The organism is Mesorhizobium sp. M0848 (assembly GCF_040319805.1).
Classification (GTDB): domain Bacteria; phylum Pseudomonadota; class Alphaproteobacteria; order Rhizobiales; family Rhizobiaceae; genus Mesorhizobium.
Genome location: NZ_JAMYOM010000043.1, coordinates 37,934 through 44,366 on the forward strand (window position 1 = coordinate 37,934; position 6,433 = coordinate 44,366).

Consider the following 6,433-nt stretch of genomic DNA (forward strand, 5'->3'; position numbering starts at 1 on the left):
CGTTCGGCTTTTCACGCCACGTGCCAAGCCTCGTGAGATCGACCACAGCCCGTGCGCGGCGACCCCGGCCTGAGGGCCATGGCGTGGCTCATCAATCGGCTGACGCGTCCGTTGCCGTCCGGAAACGGGTGAATGTAGTTGAAGCGGTGATGCGCGGCAGGAATGGTCAGGATGCGTCCGGCCTTGCCCAGCTTATCGAAGCGATAACGCATGGCAAAGTATTGCATGAAATCGTTGACGCGATCGCTCGAAGGCGGTTCATGCCGGCCGATGGCGACGTCATGCTCTGGCTTCGATCGCCACTCACCTGGCGCCATGACGAACTCACGGCCGGAACCCTTGATGGTCAGCATGGGCGATTCCGCATCGCGGTAGAATTCCGCATGCAGCCATCGAAGAAAACCTACCGATGCCGGTTCCGGCAACTGCCCATCGGCAGCCAGGCGGTCGATCTCGGCTTGCACGCGAACGTGCGCGGCCGCCTCGAGCTGCAGATTGCGGCGGTTCTCGTCTCGATCGAAATTCCGACCAGCGCCCGTTCGATGTCGCGCGGGCGCGTATCGTGGCCTTCGATCAGGTTGCTGTAGTAGGTGTTCATGATGCGCACGAGATGGGGCGAGGTTGGCTGCGGTACGCGAGTGCAGGCTTTTGCCCAAAACAGCCGACGTCGCCAGGCTTGGACACAAATCGATGCTGCCGATGATGATCATGGCCGATGTTCGGCAGGCCTATCGTACTGACAACTACGCACAAACCGTAATTGGGGGAGCCATCTGGCCGATGCTTTGGCCGATCTATGACGATCGGCCGGACTCAGACAGGTTCGAGGTGGAAAACAGGCAGCTTTAAACATGGTTCTGCCTCGGCCAGCGCAAGATTCGCCTGGAGCTTCGCTTATGCTGTGTGAGCTTGTTCTCTCGCGCCCGAATTCCCCATGGATGGCCCAAAAGCAGGCGATCCATTTGTCATTTTTAAGTGCGTCGGACTGCCAGTTGATCGCGTTCTGACCCGACTGGGAGTTCAAGTTTGACCTGAAACTGACCGGGTGCTGGATGGCAGGCTTCATCCCCACCGGTCTGATATGAAACAACGTCCGGCCCCGAGGCTAGGCTGCAATCTCGGATGGCTTGTATGCGCCGTTTTTTTAGAGCGTGTTGCGGGCTTGGTCTGCTCAACCTCGGAGCTCTACGCTTCACGGCGTTAGGATGAGCGTTCGAGGCGCAGGATTACTGCCGACACTGCTCTTCTTGTTCGCATTGGGCAGTTCCCGTTGGAAGCTTCCATCTTGCCGACTGCTGAGTTTGGAGTCGCCGTAGCTGTGAAATCGAAAAGAAGCCCATAGGCAACGTTTGCCGCGACGCTACTGAGAGCTGGTCACCGGGAGAGCCGAAGGTAGAACGAAGTTGTCTCGTTGAGCTTGTATGTGGCGCCAGCATAGAAGGCCCAGTTCCCACCCCAAGGCTTATACAAACCGCCACCGTTAGCGCCGATCGCGTTCATGGCCTCGTCCTTTTGGCAGAGATCACCACGGTCGCTAGCTGGCGAGCAAAGTCCGTCCCAGCGCTGCATTATCTCGTCGGATCCGGCAAGCTGGCAGAATTTCCCAGGCGGAGCTGACGGGGAGGGATGGTGGGAATAAAACGGTGCGCGTGAGGTCTCGGCGGGAACAGCCAAGACATCTAAGCGGAACGGACTGGCATAACGCAAAGACACAGGCGAGCTCAGCGGCAAGGTGGTTTGTTATCACCATGGGACGCCTGCCGCGTCAAACGGTGGTGTCGTGGGTCGAGACGGCGAGGGCAGCGGTCGCCATGCGCCCCGACCGGCTTGCCTTGTTCGGCTACTCGCATATCCCATCCCAAATAAAGAACCAGCGCCTCCCATCGAGGCGGAATTTCTTCCCGACAGCGCTGCCCGCGCTGAACAGTATGCGGCTGTCGCCGTGAGGCTGATTGCCGCCGGCTACCGACAGATCGGGCTCGACCATTTCGCCTTTCCGGACGACGAGCTCGCGCTGGCACAGGAAACAGGTCGCCTGCGACGTAACTCGTTGGGCTACTCGGCTGACACCTGCAGAACCCTGATCGGTTTCGGCGCGTCGGCTATCGGCCGCACCGGCCAGGGATACGTTCAAAACGAAGTTACACGGGATTCCTACATCCAGCACATCGCAGCTGGCCGACTGGCTACATCGAAGGGCCATCGCCTCACAGACGACGACCGCGTGCGAGCCGCAATTATCGAGCGATTAATGTGCGATTTCGAGGCTGACGTGCCGGCAATCTGTGTCGCCCACGGATCTGATCCGATCCGTCTTCGCGGTTCAGATGAGCGTTTGGCGATGCTGGCCAAGGACGGAATAGTGGACTTCGAAAACGGTTTTGTCCGCGTACGGCGGGAGCATCGCTTTGGGATTCGCGCTGTCGCTGCCGCATTCGATGCTTTTAGGGATGGCGTTACGTATCCCGCAGGTGAGGGCAAGCAGACACACGGAAGCTAACACAGGGGTATCTTTTGCCGGAGAGAACGAGCTGCCATCGTGCGGTGCCCGGTTAGTAGTGAAGCGCCGTAAAATGTCGACATAGGCGTTGGTGAACTGGACCGAACGACGAGAACAGCCTATCCAGTGTGTTGTCGGCAGTTAGTTCGAAAGTCCTGCTACACCCGATCCGATGCCTCTCAACGCCGAGGCCGCACCTCCGTGCCGAAGCCGGCCTTCCCAATGGTGGGTCGAGCCGTCGCTTACCCCGTGCTTGCCTCACAGATCCGCGACCGAGAACCCAGCCTCATGCTCCCGCCCTGCCGGGGCCTAGGTCAATCTAGCATGAAAGGAACACGTCGGAACCTGGGATATCGCTTGCCCGGCCGGGCGGCGATAGCCTTGTCGGGGCAGCGAGGAGCCGTAGCCGATGATGAACGCACAGGAGAAGTCTGGCGTGAATGGGGCGATGATTGTCAAGCTTTGCTCTCGAGTCATTTCGTCAACCATCTTGCGTGACCGATTGGCGACCATCTCCTCGTCCCGACCTTATATTACCCGTTGCCTGTCGCCGCCAGCGCGCAGTGACTTGTCAAGGATGGAGGCCCGCAGACCCCATCGCGCGGCGACTTGTCCTTGACGGTCACGAGCACGGCGGCAGGTTTGCCGTGGTCGGGGAGCCCTTCCTTGGGCGGAGCCGACGACGGTGTTCGAGGGGAACTCGCCATGAGCCGGGTGCGCAGAGATCGTCCGACGCTCTTGTATTTGCTGGATCCCAGCCGGCTCCGCCTCCGACTGCCTCGGTAGCTCGGTATCCTGAGCGCGTCGGCGGCATCATGCCATTATCATCCTACGAATTGCATGCTCCATCGTCCTGGACGAGACCGGTTTGGCTAGCCGAAGGACGAAGGTCTGATTACCAGATGTGATCGGCATGGGGTCGCTTCCACCAACGACGATGATGGGCACCGTCATCAGGGTGGTACGTAGAGCTTCGGGCTGTCCTGGCCCGAGGAAAGTCGCTTTATCGAAAATTAGGAGGTCGGCTGCCTTCCCGCTCTCGATCCAGTCGCAAAGACTCTCGAAGGTCGCGAAGCCGACCGGCTTATAACCCAGCGCGGCGATCTTATCCTTGTAGATCTCCAACGCTGCTGGATCGGGGTCAACGACTGCAATGATTTCTCCGTTGCCAAGTGATCCATCGCATGGGCCGAAAGCGCTATCAGCTCTGACCTGCTCCTCAGCGCAGGCCGGTAAGTAGAGATCGAAGCGTGTACCTCGGCCAACAGCCGAGGTGACGTCAAGGCATCCTGCGAGCGCGCTCACATGGCGGTCCACTGCAGCAAGACCCAGTCCGGTCCCGCCGACGCGAGAGCGCGTGGTAAAAAAGGGCTCAAAGATATGCGGAAGCACCGAACTTGCGATTCCTTGGCCATCGTCGCTGATGGAGAGGAGAACGTAATCTCCCGGTTTCAAGGTGCCCTTAGCCACGGGCTTCGTTTGACAGACGTGAGCGCGAGAAACGCTAATCTCGACACGGCCCTCATTCAAGAGAGCCTCCGACGCGTTCTTGCATAGATTCATAAGGATCTGCTGTATCTCGGTCGGGCTGCCCTCGATCACCGTTTGCCACTCGTTGATCTTGAAGTTCAACTGAACATCCGCACGAAGTGTAACCCGCAGCAATGGCGCGAGATCCATTACACTCTCCGAGACGTCGAAAGGCATCGTCACGCGCTTCCGATTTCGGCTTAGTGACAAAATTTGATCAATAATCAGTTTGGCTCGGTTGCTGGCCAAGATAATTTGGCCGATGTGGCCCCGAATTCTCGAGGGGCGACGCACAAGACCTTTAGCCATCTCTGCGTAGCCGACTATTGCTCCTAGAACATTATTGAATTCATGTGTAACGCCGCTTGCGATTGTGCCGACAGCCGTCAGCCTTTCCGCATGCTCCCATCGACTCTCAAAAAGGTTACGTTCCGTGTGTACACGTTGCATTTCAAGATGGTTGCCTAAACGCACAGTAGCGCTCGCCAGAACCAGGAGGTCGTCTGTGGAGGGTGGTGAGCGATCTCCTTCAAAAACAAGGATACAAACCGCAGCCTGCTGATCGGAGGCCCGGCAACCAACAATTTGACAAACACCGGTAGTGCCTACGGCAGTCCGAACCACTTCCGACGCCGGAACGACGCGAAACACTGGCTGTTCCGGGTGTACAAGTGAGACGACTTCATGGATTAGCGTGGCGTTCCAGACGCGCATGCGCTTGTTCGCGACAAAGTACTCGGTATTCCTGCTGATACTCGGATCCACCAGAGCAAGCGCGCATTGATCCGCATCGAAAACGCATTGAATGAGTCTAAGCGCCGCTTCGGTGGAGAAGCGCCGCGAAGCCTTCGTTGCTTGACTGTCGATGAAACAAGCTTCGATCTCACTCATCGCCGCTTCAAGCTCTAACCGCCTTTCCAACCGGTTCGTCCGCACATGCAGCGTGGAGGCTCGAATGGTCGCAAACAAGCAGAGGCATATGGACACCAAGCCAAAGAAAAGCCGTGTACGCTGCGCTTGCGCGCTGGCGAAGCTGTAGGCTTTCAGATGTTCTCGCTCCAATTCGGCAGCCTTGGCGAACGTGTCGAAGGATGGGATCCGATTGACAGCGCGGTCCAACCTCAACATTGAGGACAGGATAGCGCGGCCCTCGCGGGCAACATCCTCCGTGACTTGGTCCTGGCTAGGAGGAAGTCGGCGGAGAGACTGATCGATTTGTAATGCGAGGCTGAATCCCGGTCTGGCCGAAAATTGAAGGATCAGATTGGAAAATTCAGGCCTGTTCGACACTCCCCCCCAAAGGCGATTAGCCGAGCGAGCAAAGCGTACGAGAGAGCTTTGCAGAAGCTCATTTTGCGCGGCCGAGTTCGAGATGGCAGCTTCTGTGTTTTCGAGGGACTTTTTGAGCTGTGCAACCAACCTGGAGTGCACCCCGGAGCTCTCATTGGGCGAAATCTCAACAAGGCGTTGGTAGTTTTGAAGGTTCCTTTTTAATGCTTGCCCGGTAGAAGCAACGGAACGGAAGTCCAATACCATGTCGGCGCGGGCGACGTCTCGCTGGAGCAATGCGTAGTTGATCTGAATCGTCCGCAGTTCGCTTAGGACCGCCTCGTTGATCTGGGGGTCTTGCCACTGTATCGCGACCAAGAGCGCAACCGAGGCCACTAGGGCCATTACAGAAGCTTTGTCGGTACTGAGCCATTTTTCCCAAACGAACGGCGTTTGAGCCGCGGTGCGTGCCTTGCGAAGGTCCGAGTTGAATTCTAGCTCCCCATCGCGTCGGTGTGCGGCCGGATGCTGCTGGAACAGGAAAGCCAAGTGTACCTCTCCCCTCAAACAGGCGGTGTAGACACCGTTGCACTCTGCCCCCATGGCCCGCTGACCTTCCATTGATTCGCGGGCGTTTCGACCTCGACGGCGAGGCGGCAGCACAAGGCGGGCAACTGATCGCAGTTTTCGGAACTGGTCTTCCGAGAGATCATCGAAGGGGCATACAAGCGCACGCCTGCAGCAGCCGAGGATGATACCGGCCGGTCAAACGCAACTGGCGAGGGCCGGATCTGCTGTTGGCTGGCAGCTAACACTGGCGGGGCGGCGGCCTCAACTACGGCGTGCCTAGAGCCGGCTGCTGCGAAAGCGTCCGACACGCTTCCCTTGGGGTCATCCCGTCCAGCGGGCATTCTTGGATCGCTGAAAAAAGACGAGGCGGCTTGATGATCCTGCCCTCGCTGAAGCACCTCGCGAAACCCCTTTTCCAGTCGCAGAAGCTCCTCTGGACCGGTAGGCGGCTCGTCAGCTCGACCATCGAACAGCGGCCAGAGCGCCTCGGACACGTGCTGCTCAAAGCCCACTCGCCGGGCCTGGACCGCTTGCCCGTCTTCCAAGCCGGCGTCCTGCACCTGC

At 58.5% G+C, this 6,433-nt stretch carries 3 protein-coding genes and 1 pseudogene; 2 read left to right on the forward strand and 2 right to left on the reverse strand.

Annotated features, from left to right (window positions below; genetic code table 11):
- Positions 1-11 precede the first annotated feature (11 nt).
- Positions 12-710 (reverse strand): Fic family protein, encoded by a 699-nt coding sequence (locus tag NKH95_RS31950; protein WP_245264324.1) that lies wholly within the window; start codon positions 708-710, stop codon positions 12-14.
- Between the two features lie 1,047 nt (positions 711-1,757).
- Here NKH95_RS31950 and NKH95_RS31955 point away from each other — a divergent pair.
- Positions 1,758-2,500, forward strand: a pseudogene (locus NKH95_RS31955) (oxygen-independent coproporphyrinogen III oxidase); the annotation flags it as partial.
- 813 nt (positions 2,501-3,313) lie between these two features.
- On the opposite strand, the gene NKH95_RS31960 reads toward NKH95_RS31955, so the two are convergent.
- Positions 3,314-5,848, reverse strand: coding sequence for a two-component system VirA-like sensor kinase (locus NKH95_RS31960; protein WP_352894381.1), 2,535 nt, complete (start codon positions 5,846-5,848; stop codon positions 3,314-3,316).
- Positions 5,849-6,243: 395 nt separating this feature from the next.
- On the opposite strand from NKH95_RS31960, the gene NKH95_RS31965 reads away from it, so the two are divergent.
- On the forward strand, positions 6,244-6,433 hold a 190-nt coding region (locus tag NKH95_RS31965), incomplete at its 3' end, for a hypothetical protein (RefSeq protein WP_352894383.1).

What these genes read in the sequence shown, in the direction of transcription:
- NKH95_RS31950 (WP_245264324.1), bottom strand. Translation starts at nt 710, where the DNA reads ATGATCATCATCGGCAGCATCGATTTGTGTCCAAGCCTGGCGACGTCG.